This window comes from Cuspidothrix issatschenkoi CHARLIE-1 (genome assembly GCF_002934005.1).
Lineage (GTDB): Bacteria > Cyanobacteriota > Cyanobacteriia > Cyanobacteriales > Nostocaceae > Cuspidothrix > Cuspidothrix issatschenkoi.
In genome coordinates, this window is the sequence record NZ_PGEM01000053.1 from 1 (window position 1) to 25,207 (window position 25,207).

General features: G+C 37.1%; 27 protein-coding genes. 14 read left to right on the forward strand and 13 right to left on the reverse strand.

Going from position 1 to position 25,207, the window contains the following annotated elements; translation table 11 throughout:
- Positions 1 to 44: 44 nt before the first annotated feature.
- Together CUN59_RS21380 and CUN59_RS08110 are read right to left on the reverse strand one after the other, a co-directional pair.
- Positions 45 to 206 carry a hypothetical protein gene (locus tag CUN59_RS21380; protein ID WP_165790174.1) on the reverse strand — a complete coding sequence of 54 codons (162 nt, stop codon included), beginning with the start codon at positions 204 to 206 and terminating at the stop codon, positions 45 to 47.
- Between the two features lie 108 nt (positions 207 to 314).
- Positions 315 to 1,202, reverse strand: coding sequence for an ABC transporter permease (locus CUN59_RS08110; RefSeq protein ID WP_104387367.1), 888 nt, complete (start codon positions 1,200 to 1,202; stop codon positions 315 to 317).
- A 214-nt stretch (positions 1,203 to 1,416) separates the two neighbouring features.
- Here CUN59_RS08110 and CUN59_RS08115 point away from each other — a divergent pair, with 214 nt between their 5' ends.
- Together CUN59_RS08115 and CUN59_RS08120 are read left to right on the forward strand one after the other, a co-directional pair.
- Entirely contained in the window at positions 1,417 to 2,454 is a 1,038-nt protein-coding gene (locus CUN59_RS08115) for an agmatinase family protein (RefSeq protein WP_104387368.1), read from the forward strand.
- Between the two features lie 751 nt (positions 2,455 to 3,205).
- A complete protein-coding gene (locus tag CUN59_RS08120) occupies positions 3,206 to 5,551 on the forward strand; it encodes a hypothetical protein (protein ID WP_104387369.1) in 2,346 nt (781 codons plus the stop codon).
- Between the two features lie 16 nt (positions 5,552 to 5,567).
- On the opposite strand, the gene CUN59_RS08125 is transcribed toward CUN59_RS08120, so the two are convergent.
- Positions 5,568 to 5,771, reverse strand: a complete 204-nt coding sequence (locus CUN59_RS08125; protein ID WP_438501808.1) for a hypothetical protein — start codon at positions 5,769 to 5,771, stop codon at positions 5,568 to 5,570.
- A 230-nt stretch (positions 5,772 to 6,001) separates the two neighbouring features.
- Between CUN59_RS08125 and thrC the strand changes: the two genes are divergently transcribed.
- Entirely contained in the window at positions 6,002 to 7,093 is a 1,092-nt protein-coding gene (gene thrC / locus CUN59_RS08130) for a threonine synthase (protein WP_104387370.1), read from the forward strand.
- A 352-nt stretch (positions 7,094 to 7,445) separates the two neighbouring features.
- Positions 7,446 to 7,829: a bluetail domain-containing putative surface protein gene (locus CUN59_RS08135; protein WP_104387371.1), complete on the forward strand. Its 384-nt coding sequence runs from the start codon at positions 7,446 to 7,448 to the stop codon at positions 7,827 to 7,829.
- Here the strand turns inward: CUN59_RS08135 and CUN59_RS08140 are convergent.
- Positions 7,826 to 8,311, reverse strand: a complete 486-nt coding sequence (locus CUN59_RS08140) for a hypothetical protein (RefSeq protein ID WP_104387372.1) — start codon at positions 8,309 to 8,311, stop codon at positions 7,826 to 7,828. The two genes, CUN59_RS08135 and CUN59_RS08140, sit on opposite strands and share 4 nt — an antisense overlap.
- Positions 8,312 to 8,544: 233 nt before the next feature.
- Here CUN59_RS08140 and CUN59_RS22290 point away from each other — a divergent pair, with 233 nt between their 5' ends.
- From CUN59_RS22290 to CUN59_RS08155, 4 genes are all read left to right on the forward strand, one after another.
- The gene (locus CUN59_RS22290) at positions 8,545 to 8,667 is read left to right on the forward strand and encodes a hypothetical protein (protein WP_279327292.1); all 123 of its coding nucleotides are present in this window, start codon (positions 8,545 to 8,547) and stop codon (positions 8,665 to 8,667) included.
- Between the two features lie 190 nt (positions 8,668 to 8,857).
- Positions 8,858 to 9,730, forward strand: a complete 873-nt coding sequence (locus CUN59_RS08145) for a YihY/virulence factor BrkB family protein (protein ID WP_104387419.1) — start codon at positions 8,858 to 8,860, stop codon at positions 9,728 to 9,730.
- Between the two features lie 124 nt (positions 9,731 to 9,854).
- On the forward strand, positions 9,855 to 10,358 hold the full coding sequence (locus CUN59_RS08150) for a DUF4112 domain-containing protein (RefSeq protein WP_104387373.1): 504 nt from the start codon (positions 9,855 to 9,857) through the stop codon (positions 10,356 to 10,358).
- A gap of 93 nt (positions 10,359 to 10,451) precedes the next feature.
- On the forward strand, positions 10,452 to 11,387 hold the full coding sequence (locus CUN59_RS08155) for an alpha/beta fold hydrolase (RefSeq protein WP_104387374.1): 936 nt from the start codon (positions 10,452 to 10,454) through the stop codon (positions 11,385 to 11,387).
- 401 nt (positions 11,388 to 11,788) lie between these two features.
- Here the strand turns inward: CUN59_RS08155 and CUN59_RS08160 are convergent, their stop codons facing one another.
- Both CUN59_RS08160 and CUN59_RS08165 read right to left on the reverse strand, forming a co-directional pair.
- On the reverse strand, positions 11,789 to 12,343 hold the full coding sequence (locus CUN59_RS08160) for a hypothetical protein (protein ID WP_207765386.1): 555 nt from the start codon (positions 12,341 to 12,343) through the stop codon (positions 11,789 to 11,791).
- A 171-nt stretch (positions 12,344 to 12,514) separates the two neighbouring features.
- The gene (locus CUN59_RS08165) at positions 12,515 to 13,576 is read right to left on the reverse strand and encodes a D-alanine--D-alanine ligase family protein (protein ID WP_104387376.1); all 1,062 of its coding nucleotides are present in this window, start codon (positions 13,574 to 13,576) and stop codon (positions 12,515 to 12,517) included.
- Positions 13,577 to 13,897: 321 nt separating this feature from the next.
- On the opposite strand from CUN59_RS08165, the gene rpsB reads away from it, so the two are divergent.
- The 5 genes from rpsB (at position 13,898) to CUN59_RS08190 (ending at position 20,013) form a co-directional block, all read left to right on the forward strand.
- Positions 13,898 to 14,674 carry a 30S ribosomal protein S2 gene (rpsB, locus tag CUN59_RS08170; protein ID WP_104387377.1) on the forward strand — a complete coding sequence of 259 codons (777 nt, stop codon included), beginning with the start codon at positions 13,898 to 13,900 and terminating at the stop codon, positions 14,672 to 14,674.
- Between the two features lie 167 nt (positions 14,675 to 14,841).
- Positions 14,842 to 15,783 carry a translation elongation factor Ts gene (gene tsf, locus CUN59_RS08175; protein ID WP_104387378.1) on the forward strand — a complete coding sequence of 314 codons (942 nt, stop codon included), beginning with the start codon at positions 14,842 to 14,844 and terminating at the stop codon, positions 15,781 to 15,783.
- Between the two features lie 207 nt (positions 15,784 to 15,990).
- The gene (locus CUN59_RS08180; RefSeq protein ID WP_104387379.1) at positions 15,991 to 16,842 is read left to right on the forward strand and encodes a hypothetical protein; all 852 of its coding nucleotides are present in this window, start codon (positions 15,991 to 15,993) and stop codon (positions 16,840 to 16,842) included.
- A gap of 34 nt (positions 16,843 to 16,876) precedes the next feature.
- A complete protein-coding gene (gene recG, locus CUN59_RS08185) occupies positions 16,877 to 19,348 on the forward strand; it encodes an ATP-dependent DNA helicase RecG (protein ID WP_104387380.1) in 2,472 nt (823 codons plus the stop codon).
- A 215-nt stretch (positions 19,349 to 19,563) separates the two neighbouring features.
- Positions 19,564 to 20,013 (forward strand): DUF29 domain-containing protein, encoded by a 450-nt coding sequence (locus CUN59_RS08190; RefSeq protein WP_104387381.1) that lies wholly within the window; start codon positions 19,564 to 19,566, stop codon positions 20,011 to 20,013.
- 636 nt (positions 20,014 to 20,649) lie between these two features.
- Here the strand turns inward: CUN59_RS08190 and CUN59_RS08195 are convergent.
- The 6 genes from CUN59_RS08195 to CUN59_RS21955 form a co-directional block, all read right to left on the reverse strand.
- The gene (locus CUN59_RS08195; protein WP_104387382.1) at positions 20,650 to 21,036 is read right to left on the reverse strand and encodes a DUF5615 family PIN-like protein; all 387 of its coding nucleotides are present in this window, start codon (positions 21,034 to 21,036) and stop codon (positions 20,650 to 20,652) included.
- Complete coding sequence (locus CUN59_RS08200; RefSeq protein WP_104387383.1) at positions 21,036 to 21,356, reverse strand: DUF433 domain-containing protein; 321 nt, start codon at positions 21,354 to 21,356, stop codon at positions 21,036 to 21,038. Before CUN59_RS08200 ends, CUN59_RS08195 begins: the two co-directional genes overlap by 1 nt.
- Before the next feature lie 169 nt (positions 21,357 to 21,525).
- Entirely contained in the window at positions 21,526 to 22,164 is a 639-nt protein-coding gene (locus tag CUN59_RS08205; RefSeq protein WP_104387384.1) for a Uma2 family endonuclease, read from the reverse strand.
- Positions 22,165 to 22,280: 116 nt separating this feature from the next.
- Positions 22,281 to 22,574, reverse strand: a complete 294-nt coding sequence (locus CUN59_RS08210; protein ID WP_104387385.1) for a helix-turn-helix domain-containing protein — start codon at positions 22,572 to 22,574, stop codon at positions 22,281 to 22,283.
- Positions 22,561 to 22,710 (reverse strand): hypothetical protein, encoded by a 150-nt coding sequence (locus tag CUN59_RS21950; protein WP_243406895.1) that lies wholly within the window; start codon positions 22,708 to 22,710, stop codon positions 22,561 to 22,563. Before CUN59_RS21950 ends, CUN59_RS08210 begins: the two co-directional genes overlap by 14 nt.
- The gene (locus tag CUN59_RS21955) at positions 22,707 to 22,964 is read right to left on the reverse strand and encodes a type II toxin-antitoxin system RelE/ParE family toxin (protein ID WP_243406896.1); all 258 of its coding nucleotides are present in this window, start codon (positions 22,962 to 22,964) and stop codon (positions 22,707 to 22,709) included. Before CUN59_RS21955 ends, CUN59_RS21950 begins: the two co-directional genes overlap by 4 nt.
- Positions 22,965 to 22,972: 8 nt before the next feature.
- Here CUN59_RS21955 and CUN59_RS08220 point away from each other — a divergent pair, with 8 nt between their 5' ends.
- The gene (locus tag CUN59_RS08220; RefSeq protein WP_104387386.1) at positions 22,973 to 23,182 is read left to right on the forward strand and encodes a hypothetical protein; all 210 of its coding nucleotides are present in this window, start codon (positions 22,973 to 22,975) and stop codon (positions 23,180 to 23,182) included.
- A 192-nt stretch (positions 23,183 to 23,374) separates the two neighbouring features.
- On the opposite strand, the gene typA is transcribed toward CUN59_RS08220, so the two are convergent.
- Positions 23,375 to 25,165, reverse strand: a complete 1,791-nt coding sequence (typA, locus tag CUN59_RS08225; RefSeq protein WP_104387387.1) for a translational GTPase TypA — start codon at positions 25,163 to 25,165, stop codon at positions 23,375 to 23,377.
- Positions 25,166 to 25,207: the final 42 nt, after the last annotated feature.

The window sequence follows — 25,207 nt, forward strand, 5'->3', positions numbered from 1 at the left end:
TTACTTCTGACTCCTGACTTCTGAATTTTGCTGTATTAGCATTTCTATTGATTTTTTGTGACAATTTCTATATTTGCAACTGGGTATGAAGTTTTGTGTACCTGTTGCCAATCTTTGATAGGTGTGCCTTTCAAAATACCAGATAAAGCTATGGAAATCATAAATCCACCCGTAGCAGCCGCAATTAAAGTAATATTATCGTTCACAAAACTCTCTCAGCTTATTAGTTTTTAATTGTCAGTTGTTAGTTATTAGTTATTGGTTGTCATGAGTCATTAGTTATTTCTTTCTAATCACCAATTACCAATTACCAATTACCTATTTTCTCTTCTCAGACGAGGATTGACAAATTCATTCAACCCTTCACCAAGTAGTGATAACCCTACCACCAAGGTTGTCATTGCTAAACCAGGAAATAAGGTAGTCCACCAAATGCCTGTAGGTAGTGCTTCTAAAGCTTGTTTTAAATCATATCCCCATTCTGGGACTTCTTCCGGTAATCCTAAACCTAAAAATCCTAAACCGCCTAAAACTAAGATGGCATCGGCAGCGTTAAGGGTAAAGAGAACAGGAACGCTTTGAATAACATTGAAAAATAGATATCTGGATAAAACAACCCAAGTAGAAGCTCCCATTGCTTGCGCAGCTTCAATATATACTTCTGTTTTGACGCTGACGGTATGGTTACGGACAACGCGATAATATTGGGGAATGTAGGCTATACTAATAGCGATCGCAGCATTTAAAATTCCTCTCCCCACCACAAATGCCAATGTTACTGACAATAGTAACCCTGGCAAGGTATAAATGCTATCCATGAGAAACAGCAAAACTTTATCTAATTTTCCCCCTAAATACCCGCTTACCATCCCTAAAGGAACACCAACCAGCATACTCAAAGAAGTAGCTAAAATTACCACTTGCAGTGCCGCTTGCACACCAAACACACTGCGAGAAAAGACATCATAACCTAAACGACTTGTCCCAAACCAATGTTTTGCTGAAGGTGCTTCATGGATAGGGTTAGAAAGAAATTCTTTAGGATTTTGCAACCACCCCCAAGCCTGGAAAACAGGTGCAAAAAAGGCTAAGAAGATGCAAAATAGAGTTATACCTAAACCAATCAGCATTAATCGCTGGGATAAGGTAGGATTTTTACTAAATTTCCAGAAATTTGGTAATCGCTTTTTTGTAATTGTCATCGAAACACTGGATTAATAATTTTGATTAGCAGTTAAACTCAACTTTAGCAGAATAACCCAACAATGTTTAATATTAAGAAATTAAAAGAACTCAAAAGAAAACTCGAAGGGTACATCAGACTTGATAAATTTTATCAATAAACAGATTTGTAATATCTGACGCACCCTACTACAATACTTGAACAGGAATTAAAATTATCACCCAATGAAAAATATGAACTACTCCCTAGAAAACTATAATCCCAATGACATCGCTGAAGAAAATGGTAATTTTTTGGGATTACCATTTGATTATGAATCAGCGAAATTAATTATCTTTTCCGTTCCCTGGGAAGTCACAGTTTCCTATCATCAAGGAACAGCACAAGGACCCGAACGAATTGCTGAAGCCTCCCTACAAATAGACTTATTTGATTTTGATCATCCTGAAGGCTGGAAACAAGGGATATTTGTGGAAAGACATACACAAGAAATGTTAGAAAAAAATGAATACTATCGTGGACAAGCAAAAAGCATTATCGAACATCTAGCTAAAGGTTTAAAAATATCAGATTCTCAAGATTTACAAAATATTCTTTCGAGTGTTAATCATGCTTGTCAACAAATTAATCAAGGGCTATTTACAGAATGTCAAAAAGCCTTAAATTTAGGTAAAAAAGTAGCTGTTATTGGTGGTGATCATAGCGTTCCTTTGGGATATTTTCAAGCCTTAGCTACTAAATATAACAACTTTGGCATTTTACATATTGATGCCCATGCTGATTTAAGAAATGCCTATGAAGAGTTTGAATTTTCCCATGCTTCAATCATGTTTAATGCCATGAAAATTCCCCAAATTTCCAAATTAATTCAAGTGGGTTTACGGGATATTTGTCATGATGAAGTAGAAATGATTAATCAATCCAATGGACGCATTATTGCTTATTATGATCCATTAATTAAACAACAATTATATTCTGGTAAAACTTGGCTAAATTTATGTCAAGAAATTATCAGTCATTTACCAGACAAAGTTTATATTAGCTTTGATGTTGATGGTTTAGATCCTAAACTTTGTCCAAATACAGGTACTCCTGTTCCTGGAGGATTGGAATTAGAACAAGTTTATTGTTTATTCCGTGAAGTCGTAAATAGTGGTAGAGAAATTATTGGTTTTGATGTGTGCGAAGTTGGTGATGCTGAATGGGATGGAAACGTCGGTGCGCGAATAGTTTACAAGTTAGCAAATTTCCTGGATTTATCACAAAAATAGGGCATTTACAAGTCAAAGGACAAGCTAGAAGCCCATTCCAAAACATTGGATAATTTATTTACTGCAAGTCCCTAGACAAAAAGACAGAGGAGAATAAAGTCCTGATTTTCTTCCCAATTACAAATTACCAATTATCAAGCAGAATTTGCCATTGTGGCATCACAAACAAATCTATCTATGATAGATTGGAATAATTCCATGGATAAATAATGATCATAACAAGCAAGAAATAAATTAATATTCTTGCGGTTGACTTCATTTACTCTCCTAACAACCTATTGAATTTTATTCATAATATTTTTGAAAATTTCAAGGTGTACTACCACTTTCAAGCTATTATTGCGGACGGGATCAAACCCGTCCTTTATTTTTGGCTATCAACATCATTTCTTATCAGGTTTTATAAAATTTGTACACATACCATAGGAAGATGCTAAGAATAGATGAGAAAGGTTAGATTAATTCGGGATGTTGTTATGCACTGGATTTAAGTCAAGGTTTGGTTGTCAACCAAACCTTTTTTATTGCTTATTTTCTCTGTGCTGGTGATTTGGGAAAGAATTATACCTATTCTGAATGACTAATGAACAACAATATTACCAATAAATCAGATCCCTAGCTTTTTACACAATCTAGGAATCTCAACGAAGTTTAAACTTTTACCCCATCACACTGGCAAAATGACACTAAGTTTGTCAAAATCTATAGATGATTTTAAACAACGTCAAATTAGCCGTGCTAGTGATTTCAGATGAAGAATAAACCGCGCAAACTCAGACTGAAGCCCAATAATATCAATCAAACTCATCAAGGTGTAATTAAAAAGACTGTCCAAAAAAAGCCACAACCTTCTCAATGGCAAAGTTTCTTATCATCTACTTTAGCCATGAGTCTATTGTTAAGCATTGCAGGTGCAATTATCGGTTTTGGTTGGCTGAGTGTATTATTTATCTTAGATCCCGCACAAGTTAGCTGGGTGAATGAATATTTGCCACAATGGGCAAAAATTTCTACAGGTAAACGGGAAATACCCCAAACACTCACAGCTATTGAACGCAGTTTAAGTCAAAAAAAACGCATAGCTGGGGAAACTATTCCTTTAGAAATTAAATCAGAAGAATCTTTTTTAATGCCAGTTTTCCAAGAACTGGCAAATTGTGAATCTAATTGTCAGCAATTGGTAGAATTACGAATTTATCAACGTTCTCACGATTTAGAATATAAATTTCAGGCAGATAAATACTACTATTTAATTACCAAATTACCTATTATTGGTTTATCCAAAAATTTTGTTGATGCCTCTAAATATGCAAAAACATCAGAAGTAGATAATCAACAAGGAAAAATTAATTTACCTTTAACTAGCATCAAAGCTTTTACAGATACTAACTCACCAGGATTTTGGTTTTATTTACAGGGTAAGTATCCACAGGAAAATAATATTATCTATGGTCAAATTGTCCATTATAATCCTACTCTTAAGAGTTTAAAACAAATGTTATCTTGGGAAACAAGTAATAGTAAATTACCAAAATGGCAACAAGTAACAGGTGATGAGACAAAAGAGTTAGTTATTGATCAAACCCTTGATTTAGAACCAAATTTCCAAGTTTATCAAGTTAAACCTAGTCAGTTAGTTGCTAATGCTGTTTATCTGGAACGAATTAATTTTCAAAAATCTGCTGTTAATGAATTTGCTTTTCAACATTCTATATTATTAGCTAGAAATGGACTTTGGACTCCTGCTTTAAATTGGTTAAAGTCTTTAGAAAAGGATCGGAAACAGCCTTTTTCATCGGCAGCCAAGGCGCAAATAGATGTGATTAAGTTATATTCTGATTTCACTAAAATCCAAGCGGATAAAAACTGGGCAAGCCCAAATCAACAGGCAATAGCAGATATTATTGATGGTCGTTGGGAACAAGCTTTACAGATATTTGAAAAATCACCTAATAATGCTCAAGAAATTGCTAGTTTAATTCAAACAGATAAGGGTAGAATTTGGAATCGGGCAACTGTAGCTTTGCGATTAAATCCCAATCGTCGGGCGGTTTTAGCTTGGATGGCACTAATTTTTAAAGTGCACAGAGGAGAAGAAAGAACTAATACTTGGTTACAATCACAATCAAATATTGATGCAGAAACTCTCAAATATATTCAATGTCTATTAACAAGACTCGATGATGACATTATTAATGTCCATAAAAGTCGGATTATTGGCACTGTGAAACAAGTTAATCAGATTAATGAACAAGATTGGTTGCCAATTTCCTTACAGACTGATTTAAAAAATACTAATAATCAAATATGGTATGAGGTGGAAGTTAGTGCATTTCACAATGGTACAAGTTGGTTACTTTATCCATTTGTGAATTTTGACGAATTCAAAAATCAGCCGCGCAAATTTTGGCGGCATATATTGGGTATTAGTTCTGACCCAAGTATACAAATTATTGCTTGGAAACCTGATGGTCAACAAGAAATTATTGCGGCTACTATTAAAGCTGTACAGGTGCAAAATCAAGGTTTGCGTTTGTTAATATCTGGGTCTAAACTTCCTGATAGTCAGAATCAATATCCTCATCGTCAACCCTTAGCTTTAACAGTGGATGCTTTAGAGTGGGTACAACCATCGCCGGTATCTTTAAAAGATTTATCTCCACAAAAACCTGAATTAGTAAATTCCATCTTGCCAACTATTTGGCAGACTCTACAACAGTCGGGGGATATTACAGGTAGTGCTATTCCTAATTTACAGGAAATACAAACAAAAATGGCTGATTTGCCTGTGCAGTTAGTTAGTTTAACTAATGACGAAAATCAGCAGGTAATGGTGACTATTTCGGCTGCAGCGATCGCTGCTTTAAACCAGTCCCAAACGAATCAAACCGAACAACCAGAGGGAGAAAAAAAACCTCGAACTCTGATTTTTGCGCCGGATGGGAAAGTGATTTATAGTGATTTTACCGGTACAAACCAGCAAACGCTAATAGCGATCGCTCAACTAACTGATGACCAATCTCTAGCGTTACTGGTAGAAAAAAAACGGGGATATAGTCTGGAACATTGGTCACAAACTAATCAGCGATTTGAATAGTTACCAATCAGGGGGCTTATTCTTCGTCGCTAGGAGTTTCCACTCGTTCACTTTTTAGACTTTGCAATTGCTCTAAAAGGGAATCTACCTCTGCTTGCAAGTCCATGAACTTAACTTGCTGATCGTCTCGATAGTAAGCCTTCGTTAACTTCTTGACTAAGTTAGCGTGGGATTCGCACTCGGAAACACTGGATGACATAGTAGACATAGTTGTTTGCATTACAAACTTCACTCACACCGTTAGAGATAATAGTATAATATACTATTATTAATCTTTGTTAAAAAATTGTATAGTTTTCATCATATACTCTAATAGGTTACAAATGTAGTCATAAGGGACTCCGATCATGATGACGGTGTTCCCCAACTAACATATAGACTTGAAAAGTGGGATACTTGTCCCAAAAGTATTCCCAATTCCTAATCCTTAATTAAGAAATTTTGAATCCCGTGACTTTGAGCCTGTCTGCTGCTAAATCCTATTGCCAACCATGGCCAGGGCTGATAGAAGCCTATCGTCAATACTTGCCTGTCAGCGAAAAGACCCCCGTGGTGACGCTGTTGGAAGGCAACACCCCCTTGATTCCCGTGCCAGCGATCGCCGAACGTATTGGCAGACAGGTCAAGGTATATGTAAAATATGATGGTCTTAACCCCACTGGTAGCTTCAAAGACCGGGGGATGACAATGGCAATTTCCAAAGCAGCAGAAGCAGGTGCTAAGGCTGTGATTTGTGCCAGCACTGGTAATACTTCCGCCGCCGCCGCCGCCTATGCCAGAAGGGGCGGAATGCGTCCCTTTGTGTTGATTCCCGATGGCTATGTAGCTTTAGGTAAATTGGCACAAGCCTTACTGTATGGTGCAGAGGTATTAGCAATTAAAGGTAATTTTGACCGCGCCCTAGAAATTGTCCGGGACATGGCAAACAACTATCCCATTACTTTAGTTAATTCTGTCAACCCCTACCGCTTAGAAGGACAAAAAACTGGCGCTTTTGAAGTTGTGGATGCCCTGGGTGATGCCCCCGACTGGTTATGTATTCCCGTGGGTAATGCGGGCAATATCACAGCATATTGGATGGGCTTTTGTCAATATCATCAGGATGGTAAATGCGATCGCCTACCAAAAATGATGGGTTTCCAAGCTGCTGGGGCTGCACCTTTGGTAAATGGTCAACCGGTGGCACACCCTGAAACCTTAGCCACAGCCATTAGAATTGGTAATCCTGCTAGTTGGGATAAAGCTGTAGCCGCCCAAACCTCCAGCCAAGGTAGTTTCCGCGCTGTAACTGATGAGGAAATTCTTGACGCTTATCGCCTGTTAGCATCATCAGAAGGGATTTTCTGTGAACCTGCCAGTGCTGCATCTGTCGCCGGTTTGTTACAGGTAAAAGACGAAGTTCCCACAGGGGCAACAGTGGTTTGTGTTCTCACTGGTAATGGCTTAAAAGATCCAGATACAGCCATTAAACACAGTCAAGCTCAGTTCAAACAGGGTATACCCGCAGATATTCAAGCTGTTGCGGAAGCAATGGGATTTTAAATTCAGTTAAGTAGGTTAGCGTTAAAAATTGTCGTTATGGCAAGGCAAAAGGCAAGAGTGAAGAAATTTTGGGCGATTTTACTTTTCTTTACACACTTTGGTTTTTCTTAGCCCACCTAGTTATCCTAAAAAATGTTGTCATCCTGTAGGGGTTTAGCAGTGCTAAACCCTTACAAGTTTGGATTTCTCATAATTTTGTAAAATGCCATCTCCCAATCGTATTTACTCCTTTCCCACCCAAAGAATACTGATTAAATAAACCACGAAGACGCGAAGGACACTAAGGAAGAAGAGGAGGAAAACAGGTAATCATACTTGCAACTACACTCGTACAGATGGCAGTACCCGCGCCATGAATGATGTTTGGTTTGCTACTGATACTGCTTTATTTACTACTAGCAATAACCAACTCAGAGCTAATAGTGTTTTTGATTTTGAAACCAAAAATAGCTATAGTATTCGAGTCAGAACAACAGATCAAAATGGGTTATCTTTTGAGAAACAATTAACGATTGGTGTTACTAATGTAGATAACATTATCACAGGTAATGCTAATAATGAAAACTTTACTACCACAACAGAAAAAGATATCATAGATGCTCAATTCAGCTTTGGACAAAGAACCTTTGTCGCAATTAATGATACAACAGCAGGTTTTAATGCTGCCACTGATGCCATCATTGAAGTTACAGGATTAACAGGAATATTGAATGTCAATAATTTTGTGATTACTTAACTTTCCGCCCCCTCTGCCTCCTTCTTTTCTGCTTTCAAACGTGCCAAACTATCAATAGCATCACCTAAAGCCGTAGTTAGACTTTTACGAGTTCGAGTGTGATTCTCTTGTTCAAGTTTTAACGCTTGTAGTAGGCAGTCACGCTCCTGAATAACTTGTAATAATTGATTTTGTAACTCTTCTATAGAACTAAATTGAGCAATTTGTTGCTGGATAGCGATAGTATTGTCAGCACTAGCTTCAGAATTGATACCTGAAAACTTTTGGAATTCAGCTTTTACAGCTAATATAGCTTCCTGGTGCATTTTTGCATCTGCACGTCTTTGTTCTGCCTCGGTATTATAAAGCTGTCGCCATTTTTGCGAACTTTCCCAAGCTTCATCTCGTTCAAGCTGAAATTGCTTGATCTGTTGTGTCAGAGACTGAATTTCAGTTAACCACTTTTGGGTTAAATGGGTAGATTTATCAATATTTTCAGTCATTATTGTAGTTAGGAGTAGTTAATAGTTAGTAAATAGACCAGTTTGACATTATTCTTTCTTGGTAGCAAGATAGCCTACTTTTAGTCAATTATCTCGCTCATTACGTCAAAAATATTACTGTATAGTTATCATAATATGTTTCTCTATCGCGTTTAAAGATTGTCGCTAATACTACAGCGTAATACATATAAAACTTTCATATTCTAAATTTATTGTGAAAACTCATACATAAGATGAAAAAACTAGATTATGAAAAGCGACTGGTTGGTGATGGTAAGGTTGATTTTATAATGACTTTTGATTCTAGTATTGGTATTCAGGTTAAAACCCATTATAGCACTATTGATAAAGCCTAGTCAAATGTTAGAATTAAATATTTACAGGTATGTAACGGTATGTAAAGTTGTCTCAATGCGATATTCTGATTGAGTTTCAGGCATTTTGCAAAATGCAATACTCCTCATTTTTATTTTATTCACCTACTTACTATTTACTTTTTGCACTGACAAACATGAAGCTTTCCTAAAAATTGGGGTAATAAAAATGATAATTCAGCCTCGTTTTTTTGAGTTTTTTCGTCATCTAACGTGGCGCACAATCAAAAAAACTTTTGCCAGGACAATAGAGACAAGACTATTAGGATTAGCAGCCGAAATAGCCTTTAATACCATGTTATCCCTATTTCCGGCAATTTTGGCATTATTAACAGCAATTGGCTTATTTGCCGAATCCTTGCAAAATACATTTATTCAACTAGCAATACAACTGAGTCGAATTGTCCCCCAAGATGCTTGGATATTAATTCGTGATTTTGCGACTCATGAAATTGCCAACTCTAAAAATAGTAGTTTATTTTCTCTGAGTTTTATCATTACCCTTTGGACTGCTTCCGGGGCAATTAACACAGCCATGACAGCTTTAGATCAAATTCAGAAAGTTCACCCAAAAAAAATGCGTCCTTATTGGCAAGCAAAACTTATATCTCTTGCCTTAACCATCGGCACTATCCTATTATTAATGTTAGCTTCTTTTTTAGTATTTATCAGTGATTTACTCTTGGGATTTGTTGTCAAAAACAATTCTTATTTAGTCTTCTTATTTCATCTTTGGCAATTTTTATGTTGGCCTTTAGCATTAACTACAGTGACAATCGCTTTTGCTTTTGTCTATCGCTATGGGTCAAGTAAATGGACAGCAAATACACCACTAATTCCAGGGGCCGCTTTAGCAGCTATCGTTTGGGCAATGGTTTCTGCACTATTTCGTCTTTATGTGAGCAATTTTGGCAATTATAATAAAGTTTATGGTGCAGTGGGGGCTGTGATCGTTTTAATGTTATGGTTATGGATGAGTGCCTTTGTCCTGCTAGTTGGACATCAATTAAATGTAACTGTGGGAGAAGAGGCTAATCATAATTAATGAAACGCAGATAAACATAGACGATGTGATCAATGTTATGATTATGTGCAGTTTGATATAAAATGGGTATAAAGAAATGAGATAATAGAACAGTTGATTAAACAGCGATTGCAAATTATTAATAATGCCTAATTCTCCTGAACAGTTTTCTATTACACCTGATGGTTATGCACCTCGATTAAAGCGTCTACGTCAACTGAGTAGACTATTAGATAATATAGTTAATATTCCCGGCACAAAAGTGGGAATTGGGTTAGATTCCATCATTGGATTATTACCCATAGGTGGTGATGTTTTAGGACTCTTACTTTCCTCTTATATTATCATTGAAGCGGCACAATTGGGCGTATCTACAGCCACATTAGGAAGGATGGTAATAAATGTGATTGTTGATTCCTTAGTTGGTGCTATTCCCATGTTAGGAGATTTATTTGATTTTGCCTGGAAAGCTAATAATTATAATATTATTTTATTAGAAGAAGCTTTAAAATCTCCCCAGGAAAACAAAAAAGCAGATAAATCCTTTATAGCGATTTTTAGTATTGGTTTATTTTTCCTTGCTGTTGTCTTAATAGCCATACCTATGATACTACTAAGAATATTATGGCAATTGTTCACTGGTAGTTAAATTATTCATATATAAAATAGCATTTGCTAGTTAGATAAAAATATATAAATCATCTAACAAGTTTCAAATCTGTTCCCTATTCCCTCCTATATTATGAAAGATTGGTGGCAAGATAAATTTCCTCAAGGGCGGCAAAATCTAGTTATTACTGATTCCCAAGGCTACCCTATTCAAATAGCCTATGGTGAAAAAGGTACAGGTAAACCGCTTATTTTATTACATGGTTTAGGCAGTTGGAGTTATAATTGGCGGCATAGTATTGAACCATTATCTCAATATTTTCGAGTAATTTGTTGTGATTTTAAATGTTTTGGTTTTTCAGAAAAGCCTGTATCTCGTCGAGAAGAAACAGGACATCAAATTATTGAATTAAAACGCATTATTCAAAGTTTATGTAATGAACCACCTATCATTGTGGCAGAATCTATAGGTGCATTAATTTCTTTAGGATTAGCTGGTATAAATCCTCATTTAATCGGACGATTAGTAGTAATTAATGCCCCTATTTTTACAGAAACCTTACCTCACTGGGCGATGGGTTTACTGGCACAAACACCAATAGAGATTATTCATGCAATTGATAATTTACGTCTTGCATATTGGTTTGCACCTTTAGTAAGAGAAGTGATGGGAACAGAAAGACGTAAGGTATTATATAATCCTTCATTATTAACAGAAGAAGATATTTATTGGATTACTTACCCATTCATTGAAATTCCTGGAACTTTAGTAAAAGTGGCGGAAGAATTACAAATTGCCGCTAAAGAAATTGAAAATTTGCGAATAAATCAGCCCAGTATGCTGAAAAACATTCAAAATAATCTCAAAAATATTGAATGTCCAACTTTGGTATTATGGGGTGATCAAGATAGTTGGTTTCCTGCAAGTCATGGGGAAAAATTACATCAATATCTTCCTAATTCTCGGTTACAAATTCTAGAAAACTGTTATCATGATGCGTCCACAGGTTCTGCTGATGTGGTGAATGCTGCCATTTTAGAATTTTTAAAAGATACTAATTTTTGTTAAATAAATCCGATAGATAAAAAGAGAGTGGGAGGAGGCATACCAAAAGCCTGAAATCTCCCAATCTACATTTGCTACTGTAGCGGCTAGGAATATATATAAACACTGCCAGTTATTTTAGGGGGGGTTGACTTAAAAAAGACAGTATTTATATGCAGGTAATATTCCAATTGTAGCAAATGTGAAATCTGATCATTATTTAGTAGTCATTTAATTGTTGATACATTGCTTTGTTTATGCTGGATAAATGTTGGCATAAACTTAAATAGCTCAAAGAAAATAGTATGTAGTAACACCTGATAACCATACCCTTGAAGTCGTTTATCTTGCATTAATGTAACTGAAGTAATTAAAACTTGGTTGCCAAGTTGGCATTTTCTTCAAAGTCTCATCTGTGCAAGTTTTTAGAAAAACCGTGAATCTCGCTGTTGAGAAATATGTTGAGATATATTCAGTAAGTCTGTGAAAAATTCTCTATGAGTATTCAGGGGATAGATTTTCTCTGGTGGCAAAATGATCAACAAATTTTCTCGATTAGATGGAGGAGATGGGAAATTTGGAGATTTATGGCGTTTTTGGGAGTTAAATTTTTGACTATAGCGATGACGTTGACTACCTCTTTGGATGTATTTGGAGTTTTGCAGTAAATAGAAAATCATAAAAGAACCTGAACCACAGCAGAAAATCACAGCCAGTATTAACCATCCTGGTATAGGATTGCTGCTATCCGCAAATGTGGAAACAGTTGATTGTACAGGTATAAATGGAGTTTTTGCTTGTGGTTGTGGCACATAGTCAGTATAACTAAGTTGATAATAGGCGAAAATAGTAACTCCAATAGGAATCAGGAATAAACTCGAAAACCAGATACCAGGATACTTTTGTAAGAAATGTACTAGGGTTTTTCTATTATCTGTATTTTTTTTTAACTCTTGTTCATTATCCATCACATTTATCACATTAATGGTAATTCTGATCAGCGGACAATACTATTGCCAATTTTCCCAAATTTTCCCAAATATGTCTGAAACCCAATAAAATCATAACGATATAAATAGGGTTTCAGGGTTTTGGCAATAGTATTGGAGGAGAAACCAAAATTCTCCTCATTTTCCTAATCCCCAATTCTCTTAACTAACTGGTGAATGTCTTTCTATTGCTAGTTGAATTAACTGATCTACCAATTGGACAAAGGTTATACCAGAATTAGCCCAGAGTTGGGGATACATACTGGTAGAAGTAAATCCGGGTAAAGTGTTAATTTCATTAATGAAAATTTCTCCCGTTGCTTCCACATAGAAAAAGTCTACTCTGGATAAACCAGCCGCATCAACAGCCGCAAAAGCTTGTAAAGCCATTTCTTGAATTTGTTGTGCTACCACATCTGGTAAGTTAGCGGGAATAAATAAATCAGCTTTACCTGGAGTATATTTAGTTTCATAATCGTAAAAATCACTATTAAAAGTAATTTCACCAATGACGGAAGCTTTGGGATGATCGTTACCTAAAACCGCACATTCAACTTCTCTGGCCACAACTCCGGCTTCCACAATAATCCGTCTATCATAAGTTGCCGCATTGTCTAAAGCTGTTTCTAATTCTTGACGCGATCGCACTTTAGCAATTCCTACCGATGAACCAAGATTGGCAGGTTTGACAAAACAGGGATAGCCCAATGTGGCTTCAATGTCATCACACAGTTTGGGAAATACACAAGGATTTGACCAAACTTCCGCCCTCGTCACAGCTTTATATTTTACTTGAGATAGTCCCGCTTGAGCAAAAGCCATTTTCATGGCAATTTTATCCATTCCCGTAGCTGAACCCAACACCCCAGAACCAACAAAGGGAACTTGCATTAAAGTCAGTAAACCTTGAATTGTCCCATCTTCCCCATTAGGACCGTGCAAAACGGGAAACCAAAGATCAACTTCTTCAGTTTCCGGCGGAAATTGCCATAAATTAGGAGTTGTGGATAGGGGTTCTTGGGGAACACCAGATGTTAAAACTTGTTGTGCGACTTCTCCTGCTTGCCAAACACCATCCTTTTGAATGTAGAAAGGTAAAACTGCGTATTTATTAGCATTTTCCTCTAAACTTAAAGCTTGAGCGATCGCTCGTGCCGAAATTATAGAAACCTCATGTTCTCCAGAACGCCCACCAAACAGTAAACCCACCCTTAACTTACTCATATTCTTCTCTAGCTCCACAAATCCGCAATTTCCATTATCACTAAAGAAAGGGAACAGGGAACAGGGTGGGGGAGAATTGTGATCATGATGCTAAATATATCTATAATGCCCGAGTACCCGTGATTCAAGTAGTTCCTTTAACCCAGTGGAGTTTGAAGAAAAGCCAAATTAAGACCTTCACAAAAAATCCAACGGGAAAGTGAATATATTTGTGTTACCCTAGTATAGTTGTCTAAATTCCGCACATCTGGGAATTCGGGTGTTTCTTAAATTGAGAAATGCACCTAGATGGAGGTTTAACCCGAATAGGAGTAACAAAATATGCCAGTAGTTTCCTTGGCTCAAATGATGGAGTCAGGAGTTCACTTCGGTCATCAAACCCGACGTTGGAACCCCAAAATGTCTCCTTATATTTACACCTCTCGAAATGGTGTACATATTATTGATTTGGTACAAACAGCCCAGTTAATGGATAACGCATATAACTATATGCGAACTCAATCCGAGCAAGGTAAAAAATTCCTGTTTGTTGGCACTAAGCGCCAAGCAGCCGGAATTATTGCCCAAGAAGCCCTCCGGTGTGGTTCTCACTACATTAACCAACGTTGGTTGGGTGGAATGCTCACCAACTGGGCAACAATTAAAACCAGAGCAGACCGTCTCAAAGATTTAGAACGGAGAGAAGAAACCGGCGCACTGGATTTATTGCCAAAGAAAGAAGCTTCCATGCTCCGTCGGGAAATGGCAAAGCTGCAAAAATACTTGGGCGGCATTAAAAATATGCGGAAAGTTCCTGATATTGTGGTCATTGTTGACCAGAAACGGGAATATAACGCAGTTCAAGAATGCGAAAAATTGGGTATTCCCATTGTGTCTATGTTAGATACAAACTGTGACCCAGATGTTGTGGATATTCCCATCCCCGCTAACGATGACGCAATTAGATCTATTAAATTGATTGTTGGTAAGTTAGCAGATGCTATCTACGAAGGCCGTCACGGTCAACTAGAAGCGGAAGAAGATTACGAAGAATATTCTGACGAAGAGTACGAATATGATGAAGCTGAGTTCAGCGAATCATCAGACGACGAAGAATAAGCGACTTCCAAACAATTAATTCTCTTTGAGGGTGTGTTTTGTCGGTGTCTTGCAGTCTTGACACACCCTCTATCAGGATTTCAAGATGAAAGAATGATCAGAATTAATCTTAAAATCGTGATTAATTAATAGTTAGTTGTATCTGTCAAGTTAGGAATTGAGGCAACATGGCGGAAATATCTGCAAAACTCGTCCAAGAGCTACGCCAAAAAACCGGTGCTGGCATGATGGACTGCAAAAAAGCACTGAAAGAAAATGATGGCGATATCGAAGCATCCGTAACTTGGTTACGGCAGAAAGGTATTGCCAAAGCTGACAAAGGAAGTAGTCGCATTGCCGCAGAAGGTTTAGTAGAAACCTACATTCAACCGGATGGACAAGTAGGTGTACTCATAGAAGTTAACTGTCAAACTGACTTTGTTGCTCGTAATGAAGCTTTCAAAGCCTTAGTTAAAAACCTGGCACAACAAGCTGCAACTGTTGATAGCGTTGAGTCTTTATTAACTCAACCCTATATTGAAAATTCCAGTGTCACCGTTGATGAATTCATCAAAGAAACCATTGCTACTCTTGGTGAAAATATTCAAGTGCGGCGCTTTGTTAATTTCTCTATTAGTGGCACACCAGGAATAGCAGACAGCTACATTCATACTGGTGGTCGCGTTGGTGTATTAGTGGAATTGAACACTCAAACTGCTTTAGCCGTTGCTAATGAAGAGTTCCAAAACTTGGCGAGAAATGCCGCAATGCAAATTGCTGCTTGTCCTAATGTTGAGTACGTTAGCGTAGATCAAATCCCTGCCGAAATTGTCTCCAAAGAAAAAGACATCGAAATGGGTAAGGACGACTTGGGCAATAAACCAGAAAACATCAAAGAAAAGATTGTTCAAGGTCGAATTGAAAAACGCCTGAAAGAAATGACTTTACTAGATCAACCTTATATCCGTGATCAAAGTATTTCGGTAGAAGACTTAGTGAAGCAAGTAAAATCCAAAGTTGGCGAAGAAATTCAAGTTACTCGCTTTGTCCGCTTTGTATTGGGTGAAGGCATTGAGAAGAAAGAAATCAGCTTTGCTGATGAAGTTGCTGCCCAAATTGGTGCTAAGTAATTTTGCTCTTAGTTAGTTGTAGGGGTTTAGCAATGCTAAACCCTGCTTCTCCTACAGGTCACGTTCAATACGCTGGCCTGTATTTTATATGATGATTATTTTGGGAAATTTGCGTATATTCTTAGTATAGCAGGCAATCAACAAGAGGGAATAGGTAAGAATTTTACCAATTACCAATTACCAATTACCAATTACCAGCTTAAAATTATGGCCAGAGCAATTGAACGCATACAAAAAGACATTACTGAATTAGAAGAGGCAATTAGGGCGATCGCCGAAGAACTCAAATTATCTTATAGTAAATATCTAAATGTCTTAGGACCAGCTTTACAACAACAACTAATTTTGGCCAGTTATTATCTGTGTACCCAAGGATATCCTGAAGAATTTCTCAAATTATCACTCAACCAGAGGCAAAAATTACAACAAAGTATTCGTAAATTAGGTCAAGAAGCTGCTACACAATTAATTATTTATATTCAGCCGTCAGAAGTTTTACCCATAGAGCCAGTATCAGAAACTGAAATACAGGAAACTGAGGTAGAAGAAAAAGAGCTAGAAGCAAAAGAAGAAAATAACCAACACCCTCAAATCGTAGATTCTTCTAATCCTGTAGCAATAGCCCAATGGCAACAAAATTTAGAAGAGGCTATTGAGGAAACTTTAAAAAAAGTCTCTCAAACTACTAATATCTTCATCCAGAAAACAGGGATTTTACCCCAAAAACTACCAGAACCGATTTTAGTAGCGGCTGCTGCTGCTGCATCTTCACAATCTTCTAGTGATCTAATACCTAGTCCCCCTAATATATTAAATTTAGTTATAGAAATTAGTGATGAGGAAGACTCGGAAGATTCTAACCTTACTCAGATTATGGCTATTCATCTGCGTTTGGGCGAAATAGAATTTGCAGATAGGGAAGTGTTAGCTAGACGTAAAATAATTCGTAATATCTTACTGCAACTTCATAAACTAGGGCAGGAGTATAAAAAAAGGCAAAAAGAACTAAAAATTGCTGAAGCTGAAGCCGCTTGGCGTGCCAGTTGGTTTGAAGAATAGTCAGCAATTAACAATAACTAATAACTAATGATCAATGAGTAATGAAACACCCGATTGGATAAGATTACATAAAGCCTTAGCATTTGAGGCGGAAAATAGATTTGTAGATTTAGTCGGTAAGCAATACCGATTTAGTGAATTTCTATGTTTAACTTTTGGTAAATTTCCCACAGCTTTACCAGCCAAAGAAAGACTCCGTTGGCATCAAATAGGAATGCAGTTTGCTAATTACCCCAATTTGTCATTAACCCAAAGACAACATTTAATCGCAGAAGTTAGAAGATATCTAAATCAACTGCAACAAGAATTAGAAACAGAAGCAGAAGCACCCACTCAAACTTACCAATCTAAAAATCCTAATCCCACAACGCCAATTGTCGCTGAAATCAGTAAAAAACTAGCTCCAAAACTAGACCAAAAACTCAGCGATTTACCAGAAATTGGTATAAGAAAAGCTGAAAACTTAGCGCGGTTAGATTTACATACTGTCCGGGATTTATTATTTTATTATCCTCGTGATCATATTGATTATGCCCGTCAGGTAAATATTAGTCAACTGGAAGGAGGAGAAACAGTAACTATCATAGCGACTGTCAAAAGATTTAATTTCTTCACCAGTCCGAAAAATAAAAAGTTATCAATTTTAGAATTAATCCTTAAAGATAATACAGGACAAATTAAAGTTAGTAGATTTTTTGCCGGGGCGCGTTTTAGTAGTCGCGGTTGGCAAGAAAGTTTAAAACGCCGTTATCCTGTGGGTAGTTTATTGGCCGCTTGTGGGTTAGTCAAAGGTAGTAAATATGGGTTAACTTTGGATAACCCAGAACTAGAAGTTTTGGCAGATCCAGGAGATACTATAGATTCTTTAACTATTGGGCGAGTTGTTCCTATTTATGCCCTCACAGAAGGGGTAATGGCAAATACAGTCAGACAGGCTGTAACGACGGCTTTAACGGCAGCAGTGAATTTAAAAGATCCTTTGCCAAAAGGTTTGCGCGAAAAATATGCTTTGATGGAATTGAAAGATGCCATTCCTAATATTCATTTTCCTAAAGATGGCGACTCTTTAAAAACTGCCCGTCGTCGTTTAGTATTTGATGAATTTTTCTATTTGCAAATTGGTTTATTGCAACGTCAAAAACAGGCTAAAGCAATTCAAACAAGTGCTATTCTTGCACCCACAGGTAAATTATTAGAACAATTTAACGAAATTCTCCCCTTTAAATTTACTAACGCTCAACAAAGAGTTATTAATGATATTCTCAATGATTTACAAAAACCTACACCCATGAATCGTTTAGTTCAAGGTGATGTGGGTTCAGGAAAAACTGTTGTTGCTGTTGTAGCTATTTTAGCCGCCATTCAATCTGGTTATCAAGCAGCGTTAATGGCTCCCACTGAAGTATTAGCAGAACAACATTATCGTAAGTTAGTAAGTTGGTTTAATCTCCTCCATTTGCCAGTTGAATTATTAACAGGTTCGACAAAAATAGCCAAAAGAAGAGAAATTCATGCTCAATTAGAAACGGGTGAATTACCTTTATTAGTGGGGACTCACGCTTTAATTCAAGATAAAGTTAATTTTCAAAGTTTGGGTTTAGTTGTCATAGATGAACAGCATCGTTTTGGAGTGGAACAAAGGGCAAAGTTACAACAAAAAGGTGAACAACCTCATGTTTTAACTATGACTGCAACTCCCATTCCCCGAACTTTGGCATTAACAGTTCATGGTGATTTAGATGTGAGTCAAATTGATGAGTTACCACCAGGAAGACAACAAATTAAAACCACGATGTTAAGTGGCCAACAACGTCCCCAAGCTTATGATTTAATGCGTCGGGAAGTTGCTCAAGGTAGACAAGTTTATGTGGTTTTACCTTTGGTAGAAGAGTCAGAAAAATTAGATTTGCGTTCTGCTGTAGAGGAACATCAAAAGTTACAAGAAAGTGTTTTTCCTGATTTTCAAGTTGGGTTATTGCATGGACGCATGACTTCGGCCGAAAAAGAGGAGGCGATTAACAAATTCCGGGATAATGAAACTCAAATAATCGTTTCTACCACTGTAATTGAAGTGGGGGTAGATGTGCCTAATGCCACGGTGATGCTAATTGAACACGCGGAAAGATTTGGGTTATCACAATTGCACCAATTACGAGGTCGTGTGGGTCGGGGTGCAGCACAATCTTATTGTTTATTAATGAGTAGTTCTAGAAGTCCTGACGCTCAACAACGGTTGAAGGTGTTGGAACAGTCTCAAGATGGGTTTTTTATCTCGGAAATGGATATGCGGTTTCGCGGTCCTGGGGAAGTGATGGGAACTCGTCAATCGGGTGTAGCTGATTTTACTTTGGCTAGTTTGGTGGAAGATGAGGATATTTTGCTGTTAGCGCGACAAGCAGCAGAGAAGGTGATTGATATGGATGCCAGTTTGGAGCGTTGGCCGTTGATGAAGGATGAATTACAGTATAGATATGCGCGGTTAATGGGAGGAGCAATTCTGACATGATGAGGACATCACCATATAGTTAGACCACAGTAGGGGCGAAGCATTCGGATCATAGTCTGTGGTAAAAACCGATAATTAATTGTCCGAATGCTTCGCCCCTACACCATTGACGCTAAACCTAAATTAAAATGTGGTTTATTTACCTGAAAATAGCTGTAAAAAGTCGGGTATCTAGAAAAGAATGTATAATGAGATGAAAAGATAAGGGTAGAATTATGAAAATTATTACTGATTTAAAGCTACTCTATGAAAGTGATGAAAGTTTATGGTTGGAGGAGACTATAGAGTTATTAAAACAGAAACAGTTTAACCAACTAGATATAGAAAATTTAATAGAGGAACTAATAAACTTGGGTAAAAGAGATTTAGCGAAGGTTAAAAGTCTTTTAAGACAAATTATTATTCATTTATTATTATTGCAATTTTGGCAGGTAGAATATAAAAGAAACCATCGTCATTGGATAGGGGAGATTAAAACTTTTCGGTATGACTTAAATAATCATCTGACTACGAATTTAAGGAATAAGTTAGAGGATGATTTAGATAATATTTATCACAGTGCGGTTGATTTTGTGGAGAGTAAAACTGATTTAACTATTTTACCGGAAAAGTGTCCTTATTCTTTGAGTCAATTGTTGGCTGATGATTATTTTTTAGGTGGATAAATTTTAGATTTTTAATTAATTTGAATTTAGGTGATTTATCACAGAGAAAGTTTTTAAAAACTACTTTTATACAAAATCCCCGACTTCTTTTGTTATCTGGTTCATAGATGATGAACTGATGTTAGAAGTCGGGGATCTGAGTTTTATTGGTTTTCATTTTAGCCCATCGCTAAATCCTTAGTTTCCTAAGATTTTAAGACTGGTTTCCATTAATTCCAATCTAAAGCGATCGGGAAAGTGCACTTCTAGCTTTCCTTTTCCTCCTAGGAGAAGGAGTTTCCATTAATTCCAATCTCAAGCGATCGGGAAAGAGTTCGTCTAGGGAGGATTACCCAGTAAGGGTTTCAGCCGCCAATTCGACGCATCTCTAAAAAAAATTATAAACATAGCTAAAAATAACGTCAAGTACATGGCTCAAACCCTTGTCCGGTAAGCATTCGACACATCTCAACGAAAAATATAGGGTTTCGGGGATTTGCCGAGATGCGTCAAAGATGATGATACAATTTTGATGTGTAAATCCCTGAATTTAATAACTAGACCTTTCCGGTAATTAAATGTGCGTAGCCTGAAATCCTTGTAGGGACAATTCATGAGTTGTCCCTACGATAATTTTCGGACAGGTCTACTAGACTTCTATCTTGTGTATTCTTGGTAAATAAAAATCTTTATACTAGACTTGGGTTGATTATTTTTTTTGATTCTAATTAGCCGATTAGTAAAATCAGAATTTTCACCCAAGCAAGTCTGAAGTATTTTAGCTTGTCCTATATAATCTCGATCATCTTTACAGATGATAATACCAGCGTGAGAAATTTCACTTTGATGAAGCGCAATAAAATCATCTCGGTTGAGTGTCAGTAAAACTCGTTTCTCTTGAGTCGCAAATGCCAAAACTTCATCATCTGGGATACCTTGATTAGCTTTTCCTGCTTCGTAGGAAGTAAGCACATCATATTGATATTGGCGTAATTGTCTCACAATTTCTAGAGGAAAGTTTTCATCAGCATATAATCTCACCATCAGTCATCCTCATTTTGAGTAGTGATGATCAGATCAATTTCTGAACGATGTTGTTCATAATAATCCCAAGCTGCTGTTAAATCTTCCGATGTCAGACTTGGATAATTTTGCAGCAATTCTACATCATCCGCTCCCTGTTGTCTCAACGACACCAACATCCATACAGGAATGCGAGTATTACGAATCCGCGCATGGCCACCACAAATTCCCGGAGTTTTTTGGATAGTATGAGATTTGAGACGACTTTCTAAAAGTGTTCTTTCTTCTGGGGAAAGTGCCTCAATTACTTGTAGCAAAGAATTAACTAATTGTTGATTCATATTCTAGTGTGGAATAAAACGTAAGAATTCAGGAGTCAGGAGTCAGGAGTCAGGAGTCAGGAGTCAGAATGAAGGATGAAGGATGAAGAACATTTTTATTTTCTGTTCCCTGTTCCCTGTTCCCTGTTTCCTGTTCCCTGAATCCTTACAATAAAACAATATTATGAAATTATAACTGCTCTCTCACCCAACTCCTAAAACTCCTAATAGTTGCATTCCTCCCAGCAATTCCACTACTTTCCAAATATCGAGGAATCACATCAATTAAAGGTAAACCAGGAAAAATCAAACTTGACTGAGACACCACATAATTACCATCTACTAAAACATTAATTTGCAACTTTCCATTTTCAAACCTCCACAACTCAGGAACTTTTAAAGCTTGATAAATATTTGGATGAGTGCGGGAAGTAACATCAATTTCTAACGCTAAATCTGGAGGAGGATCAATAGTTAAATCTAATCTTTTTTTACCCCTAATTAAAGCTTCATTTTGAATATAAAAACATTGATCAGGTTCTATCCCTTGTTCCATAAATTGATTTTTAAATGTTGTAGAACCAAGACATCTAAACTCAATATCTAATTCTTCCAATAAAGCTTTCACTAAATCGCTAATAATTTCTTTATTATCTTCATGTTCTGGTAAAGGAGCCATAATTTCTAAAGTTCCCCGATCATAAGCAATTCGCGCTGCACGATGTTCTCCCAATTCTTCCAAAATTGCTTCTAATTCTGTCCATGTGACATTTTCTAATAAAACTCTTTGTCCTGGTGGTACATGAATGCGCTTTAATTCTAACAACATCATTTCCACTCCTTAAACTTAGTAAATCTATTTTACCCAATCAATAATATCTTTGCATTTCTGGATGAAATTAAATCTTAAAATTATATTTTATGCTTGCTTGACTGCTAAACAACTTATTTAGGTGATATTTTAATTTCAACTTTTTGATTTAAAGCTGCCGCAATTCGAGCTAACATAGACAAAGAATGTCCCTCATAATCTGCATCTTCTAATCCAGCAATCACTGACTGAGTAGTACCAACTAAATCAGCTAATTGTTTTTGAGTTAATCCAGCTTGTTTCCGAGCATTGTAAATGATTTGAGATACTTGAGCATTTAACGCAGATTCTCTCACCATCTCTTGTAATTCTGGATCTTCTTTCATCATTTTGTTAATAATTTTGATTGCATCATTAGTTTTCTTCATTTGCTTCTTCCTCTGGTTCAGTATAAGTATAATTTTCTGGTTTGAGTACAAATAAATTTTTATATTTTAATGCTAATTCAATCTCCTTCTCTGGAACTTGTTTATGTTCTTTAATCATGGCATGAGCTAAAATCACCACGTTTTGTCCATGAAAAAAATAGAGAAGTCTATATGTACTTTAATGTGCTTCGCTCTTAACTCATAAATCCCATCTCTCAAAAAATCTGCTGCTGGTCTTTTTAATTCAAAACCATACTCAGCTAATTGTTCAATTCTCGCAATACAGTTTGCATATCCTTTGCGATCTTGTTTGAGTAATTTTTTTAGCCAATTTAAAACAGTAACTTCCCCTCTATCGTCCTGAAAGAAAATGATTTGCGTTTCTGGCATTGTTGAGGATGGATTTACGTTTATTATTGATTAGATTATATAGCAAAAATGCGATTAATAATATTACTCCATTAACCTTTCTTTTCTCCGTGGTTCTGCATATCTGGGGAATAAAATTCTTAAAAACTCTCATACCAATCCCTTGGGATTTTAACCAAATTTACCAGAAACTCAAAACACTGTCAAGAGCGATCGCTCAAACAACCAAAAATCGTTAAGTTAATAGAAATTATTATTAATAATATTGAGAATAGAGGGGGGTTTATTGACAAAAAACTTTTTTTAGGAATTTATCATAGAACGCAGATAAACGCAGATACAAAATTAACTCTTTCTCTGCGTCCTCTGCGTCTGGAGTGGTTCGTTATCGAAAAACAAAGGTGGGTTTTAAAATTCCCACCCTAGATAAATTAACGTTTAGCTAATTTCTTGGCCATTTTGCGGAGACGAATTGATTGAGGTGTAACTTCTACCAATTCATCTGGGGCGATGTACTCTAACGCCCGTTCTAAACTCATGTCTATAGGTGTTTGCAATTGTACAAGTTCATCACCACCTGCGGCACGGTGGTTAGTTAATTGCTTGGTTTTACAAACGTTTAATTCCAAGTCTTGAGGACGATTATGTTCACCAATAATCATGCCTCTGTAAACCTTAGTACCGGGACTGATAAAGAATGCGCCTCTATCTTCAGCGTTTTTCATGGCGTAGAATGTAGAAACACCTTCTTCAAAGGAGATAAGAACGCCTTTGTTGCGGGCTTCAATATCACCACAAAGTGGACGGTAATCAAGGAAACTGTGGTTCATGATACCTTCACCACGGGTCATCCGCATGAATTCACCCCGGAAACCGATTAAACCACGGGCAGGAACGATAAACTCTAATTGAGTGCGATCGCCACCACCGGGCTGCATATCTTGCATTTCGGCTTTCCGTTGTCCTAGCCGTTCAATACAGCTACCAACAGCATCAGCAGGAACGTCTAATGCTAGAAGTTCATAAGGTTCGCAAGGTTGACCGTTAACTGTGCGGTAAATTACTTGAGGTTGAGATACTTGGAACTCAAAACCTTCACGACGCATGGTTTCAATTAAAATACCCAGGTGTAATTCACCTCGACCAGAAACCAAGAATTTATCGGGAGAGTCGGTTTCTTCAACGCGCAAAGCTACGTTGGTTTCTAATTCACGGAACAAGCGATCGCGCACTTGGCGAGATGTTACCAACTTACCTTCCTGACCGGCAAAAGGTGAATCATTCACCCAGAAGGTCATTTGTAAAGTTGGTTCATCTACTTTAATTAAAGGTAATGCTTGGGGTTCATTAGGATCTGTAATAGTTTCGCCAATATAAGCATCAGCAAAACCAGCCACAGCCACAATATAACCAGCAGTGGCTTCTTCCATTTCTACCCGCTTTAAGCCTTCAAATCCCATCAATTTGGTAATTTTACCCTTGACAATGCTGCCATCTTCCACCACTAAAGCAGCTTGTTGTCCAGCGCGGATAGTTCCATTATGGATTTTACCAATGATAATCCGGCCTAAATATTCAGAATAATCGAGGGTGGTAACTTGCAATTGTAGGGGTTTTTCGGGATCTCCCACAGGTGCAGGAACATGACGGAGAATAGCATTAAATAGAGGCTGCATATCTACAGATTCAGCTTCTAAACTTTCTTTAGCGAAACCCGCCATACCAGAAGCAAATAAATACTTAAAGTCGCACTGATCTTCATCTGCACCTAATTCTAAGAACAGATCCAATACTTTATCCACAGCAATATGGGGGTCAGCTTGGCCACGGTCAATCTTGTTAATAACAACAATAGGACGCAAACCTTTTTCCAAAGCTTTTTTCAACACAAAGCGGGTTTGGGGCATCGGTCCTTCGTTGGCATCAACAATCAGCAAACAACCGTCTACCATGCCGAGAACTCGTTCTACTTCTCCACCGAAGTCAGCGTGTCCAGGGGTATCAACAATATTAATCAGGGTTTCTTTATAGCGAACCGCTGTATTTTTAGAAAGAATTGTAATGCCTCGTTCCCTTTCCAAATCATTGGAGTCCATGACACAATCCGGAACGTCTTCGCCTTCGCGGAAAATGCCGGACTGTTTGAGGAGAGCGTCAACAAGGGTGGTTTTACCGTGGTCAACGTGGGCGATAATGGCGACGTTACGAATTGGGAGCGTCATAGAGGGTTTCGGTAAACTTTAGTGTTTTTAGATTAATAAGCT

Excerpts from the sequence above, each read along its gene's own strand:
- CUN59_RS08120 (WP_104387369.1), top strand. The coding sequence starts at position 3,206 with ATGAAGAATAAACCGCGCAAACTCAGACTGAAGCCCAATAATATCAAT.
- CUN59_RS08190 (WP_104387381.1), top strand. The coding sequence starts at position 19,564 with ATGAAAATTATTACTGATTTAAAGCTACTCTATGAAAGTGATGAAAGT.
- CUN59_RS08220 (WP_104387386.1), top strand. The coding sequence starts at position 22,973 with ATGGATTTACGTTTATTATTGATTAGATTATATAGCAAAAATGCGATT.
- CUN59_RS21955 (WP_243406896.1), bottom strand. The coding sequence starts at position 22,964 with ATGCCAGAAACGCAAATCATTTTCTTTCAGGACGATAGAGGGGAAGTT.
- CUN59_RS08195 (WP_104387382.1), bottom strand. The coding sequence starts at position 21,036 with ATGGTGAGATTATATGCTGATGAAAACTTTCCTCTAGAAATTGTGAGA.
- CUN59_RS08115 (WP_104387368.1), top strand. The coding sequence starts at position 1,417 with ATGAACTACTCCCTAGAAAACTATAATCCCAATGACATCGCTGAAGAA.
- CUN59_RS08180 (WP_104387379.1), top strand. The coding sequence starts at position 15,991 with ATGGCCAGAGCAATTGAACGCATACAAAAAGACATTACTGAATTAGAA.
- CUN59_RS08165 (WP_104387376.1), bottom strand. The coding sequence starts at position 13,576 with ATGAGTAAGTTAAGGGTGGGTTTACTGTTTGGTGGGCGTTCTGGAGAA.
- CUN59_RS08135 (WP_104387371.1), top strand. The coding sequence starts at position 7,446 with ATGAATGATGTTTGGTTTGCTACTGATACTGCTTTATTTACTACTAGC.
- CUN59_RS08125 (WP_438501808.1), bottom strand. The coding sequence starts at position 5,771 with ATGCAAACAACTATGTCTACTATGTCATCCAGTGTTTCCGAGTGCGAA.
- CUN59_RS08205 (WP_104387384.1), bottom strand. The coding sequence starts at position 22,164 with ATGTTGTTAGAATTAAAGCGCATTCATGTACCACCAGGACAAAGAGTT.
- tsf (WP_104387378.1), top strand. The coding sequence starts at position 14,842 with ATGGCGGAAATATCTGCAAAACTCGTCCAAGAGCTACGCCAAAAAACC.
- CUN59_RS08140 (WP_104387372.1), bottom strand. The coding sequence starts at position 8,311 with ATGACTGAAAATATTGATAAATCTACCCATTTAACCCAAAAGTGGTTA.
- CUN59_RS08155 (WP_104387374.1), top strand. The coding sequence starts at position 10,452 with ATGAAAGATTGGTGGCAAGATAAATTTCCTCAAGGGCGGCAAAATCTA.
- CUN59_RS08110 (WP_104387367.1), bottom strand. The coding sequence starts at position 1,202 with ATGACAATTACAAAAAAGCGATTACCAAATTTCTGGAAATTTAGTAAA.
- CUN59_RS08150 (WP_104387373.1), top strand. The coding sequence starts at position 9,855 with ATGCCTAATTCTCCTGAACAGTTTTCTATTACACCTGATGGTTATGCA.
- recG (WP_104387380.1), top strand. The coding sequence starts at position 16,877 with ATGAGTAATGAAACACCCGATTGGATAAGATTACATAAAGCCTTAGCA.
- typA (WP_104387387.1), bottom strand. The coding sequence starts at position 25,165 with ATGACGCTCCCAATTCGTAACGTCGCCATTATCGCCCACGTTGACCAC.
- rpsB (WP_104387377.1), top strand. The coding sequence starts at position 13,898 with ATGCCAGTAGTTTCCTTGGCTCAAATGATGGAGTCAGGAGTTCACTTC.
- CUN59_RS08210 (WP_104387385.1), bottom strand. The coding sequence starts at position 22,574 with ATGAAGAAAACTAATGATGCAATCAAAATTATTAACAAAATGATGAAA.
- CUN59_RS08200 (WP_104387383.1), bottom strand. The coding sequence starts at position 21,356 with ATGAATCAACAATTAGTTAATTCTTTGCTACAAGTAATTGAGGCACTT.
- CUN59_RS22290 (WP_279327292.1), top strand. The coding sequence starts at position 8,545 with ATGAAAAAACTAGATTATGAAAAGCGACTGGTTGGTGATGGTAAGGTT.